Raw genomic sequence first — 3,112 nt, 5'->3', positions numbered from 1 at the left:
ACCGCCACCCACGAGGCGAGTAGGGAAGCAGACTCATTTTCTCGTTTCGCAGCACCTGCGCCAGTTCACTCTCGCAGCGGCGATTGATCAAACTGAAGTTATTTTGCACAGTTTCATAGCGATCGAGCCCTTGGACGTCGGCGGTCCACAAGCTTTTCATCACTCCCCAACTCGTCTCGTTGCTGCAACCAATCACGCGAACCTTGCCCGCGTCCCGCAGCTCGGTCAACGCCCCCAAGACCTCTTCGTAGGGCAAACCGTGATCCGGCCAGTGAATTTGGTAAAGATCGATGTAGTCGGTCCCTAACCGGCGAAGCGAGGCATCGCACGCCCGCAAAATCTGGTGCCGATCGATCGACGTTTTGCCATGACGGACCGGCGGGCAAAACCATCCGTGTGCCGGCCCGGTGACTTTGGTCGCCACCACCACCGATTCTCGCGGCTTGTTTTTTAGCCAACGTCCAAAAATCTCTTCGGTCACCCCAACGGTGTCTTTGTTGGGGGGCACCGGGTATATCTCGGCGGCATCGAAGAAATCAATTCCCGAATCAAACGCCAAGTCACAGATCGCACGACTGCATTTTTCGTCACATTGGTTACCAAAGGTCATCGTTCCCATACAAATATTGCTAACAACGACACCGCTACTTCCTAAACGTTTTTTTTGCATCACGATCGGTTCAAAGAGGGAAGGTAGAGAGAGGGTGAATTTTGATGTTCGCGAGAGCACGCCCTCGGGCAACCAGAATAAGCCCACTGCGGACGCAGCCCGATGAAAGTCCTTTTCATGCCATGCCCACGCGAAAAAACGGTTCTGAGCTGCTAAAATAGCAACAGACGTCTCAGCGTCCCTCCCCCCAACTTTCCCTCCCGTCCCTTCGAGTCTGTCTTATGCATGCGTTGCCGGCGATCGCCGCTTTTGCGGCCTATTTGATCACCCCCGTCGTTTTAGCCATGACACTGTGTGTTCACCCGGTGATCGCCGAGGACTACCAACATGGTTCCGACTCGCAACCCAACGATGCCGTTCCACATGGCAAAGTGACTCAGCATGTCTGGGATTCAAGCAAGGTGTTCGAAGGGACGCGGAGACGCTACAGCGTGTATGTCCCAGCCCAGTACGATGGCAAAACGCCCGCGGCATTGATGGTTTTCCAAGACGGCCACGCCTTCGAAGGAACCAAGGGGGATTTCCGAGTCCCGGTCGTTTTCGACAACTTGATCGCCAAAGGCGACATGCCGATCACGATCGCCGTGATGATCGATCCTGGTCATAAAGGCGAACTTCCCGAAAAACGCGGTTGGAGCCCCCGACCGAGCAATCGCAGTTTTGAGTACGACACGGTCAGTGGCGATTACGCCGAATTCCTGCTCTCCGAAATCATTCCCGAAGTCGAAAAAGACTACCAAATCTCGAAAAATCCAAAGATGCGAGCCATTTGCGGCAACAGTTCCGGCGGCATTTGCGCCTTTAGTGTCGCTTGGCATCGTCCCGACCAATTTCAAAAAGTGCTCAGCCACATCGGCAGTTTTGTGGATCTTCGCGGCGGTCACAATTATCCGCCCATGATTCGCAAAGCGGATAAGAAGCCGATTCGTGTATTTCTACAAGACGGCGAGAACGATCTCGATAACCAATTCGGAAACTGGCCCTTGGCCAATCGTCAAATGGCCAAGGCGTTAGCGTTTAAAGACTACGACTACAAACTGGTTTTTGGCACCGAAGCGCACAATGGAAAACATGGCGGTGCCATTTTTCCTGATTCACTCCGTTGGCTCTGGCGAGATTGGAAAGAGGAAACGTACTAGTATTGAGATAGGACATCGGTTCTTCTCCGCTCTGCAAGTTTTGCCACTATTGATGTCCACCGCGCGCAATTCACAACAACCACCTCGTTAAAAATATCCATGCTGAATCGTCTCTCCAATTCGACCGACATCGCCTTTACCGCCTCGTTCGTTCATCGATTGAGGGTCACGGACGATGTCGCAGGCGATGATTTCTCGGTATTGATTGATTTGTTGGACGGCGGAGACAACGGTCGTGCACGGGTGCTGATGATCGCGGAACGATCGGTGGCCCAATCGAGCGAACGGGTGGCCGAGATCGAATCGCAGCTCCGCAGCGAGGATTCGATCGAGTTGACGTCACCCACGATTTTGGTCGATGGAGGCGAACCAATCAAAAACACGCAGACGGCGGTAGAAGAAATTTTGGGGCGAATTCACGACCTGAATCTTGATCGCCGTAGCTACGTGATCGCGATTGGTGGCGGTGCGATGTTAGACGCCGTCGGCTATGCCGCCGCGATCGCCCATCGCGGCATCCGTCTGGTGCGACTGCCCACCACCACGCTGGCGCAGGCAGATTCAGGGGTGGGTGTGAAAAACGCGATCAACTATTTCGACAAAAAGAATTGGATTGGAACGTTTGCTGTTCCCTGGGCGGTCCTCAACGATTCTGCCTTGCTAGAAACACTGCCCGATCGCGAATTCTGTAGCGGACTGAGCGAAGCGGTCAAAGTTTCGCTGCTGAAGGATGCGGACGAATTCCACTGGCTAGCCGAACACGCGTCGCAGATTTCGGATCGAGATCCCGATATGTCGCGGCGAGCGATCCACCGTTCTTGCGTGCTGCATATGCGTCATATCACTGAAGGAGGCGATCCGTTCGAGATGCTCGAAGCGAGACCATTGGACTTTGGTCATTGGTCAGCCCACAAACTGGAAACACTTTCACGCTATCAAATTCGCCATGGCGAAGCGGTCGCGATCGGCGTGGCAATTGATTGTCTGTACTCATCGATCAAATTTGGATTGCCTCGCCAGGACGCAGAGATGGCCGTGCAATGCTTGCATGATCTCGGCATCCAACTTTGGCATTCGTGTCTTGAGCCGGTGGATCGATTGATGCAGGGTCTCGAAGAGTTCCGCCAACATCTCGGCGGTCGATTAACGATCACAATGCTTCGCGGGATCGGCGACCCGATCAATGTCCACGAAATTGACGCCGTCGCGATGAAAACGGCAATAGAGACATTGGGCAAAATCGCTAAGACCAAAGCGATTCCTGCAAACTAAAGGTCGCTGCGGCCAGCCCCCAATCCACCCT

The 3,112-nt window shown here is 53.9% G+C and carries 3 protein-coding genes; 2 read left to right on the top strand and 1 reads right to left on the bottom strand.

The window, feature by feature from the left end:
• Window positions 1-670 (bottom strand): aldo/keto reductase (locus RMSM_RS14330; RefSeq protein WP_040766658.1); only part of this gene is annotated, 670 nt, incomplete at its 3' end.
• A 284-nt stretch (window positions 671-954) separates the two neighbouring features.
• Between RMSM_RS14330 and RMSM_RS14325 the strand changes: the two genes are divergently transcribed.
• Both RMSM_RS14325 and RMSM_RS14320 read left to right on the top strand, forming a co-directional pair.
• On the top strand, window positions 955-1,809 hold the full coding sequence (locus RMSM_RS14325; protein WP_052031637.1) for an alpha/beta hydrolase: 855 nt from the start codon (window positions 955-957) through the stop codon (window positions 1,807-1,809).
• A gap of 99 nt (window positions 1,810-1,908) precedes the next feature.
• The gene (locus tag RMSM_RS14320; RefSeq protein WP_008697278.1) at window positions 1,909-3,081 is read left to right on the top strand and encodes a 3-dehydroquinate synthase; all 1,173 of its coding nucleotides are present in this window, start codon (window positions 1,909-1,911) and stop codon (window positions 3,079-3,081) included.
• Window positions 3,082-3,112 lie beyond the last annotated feature (31 nt).

Origin of the sequence: Rhodopirellula maiorica SM1, from assembly GCF_000346295.1 — a bacterium.
Lineage (GTDB): Bacteria > Planctomycetota > Planctomycetia > Pirellulales > Pirellulaceae > Novipirellula > Novipirellula maiorica.
The sequence above is the reverse complement of the archived record's forward strand: the minus strand, read 5'-3'. Positions and strand labels throughout refer to the sequence as shown.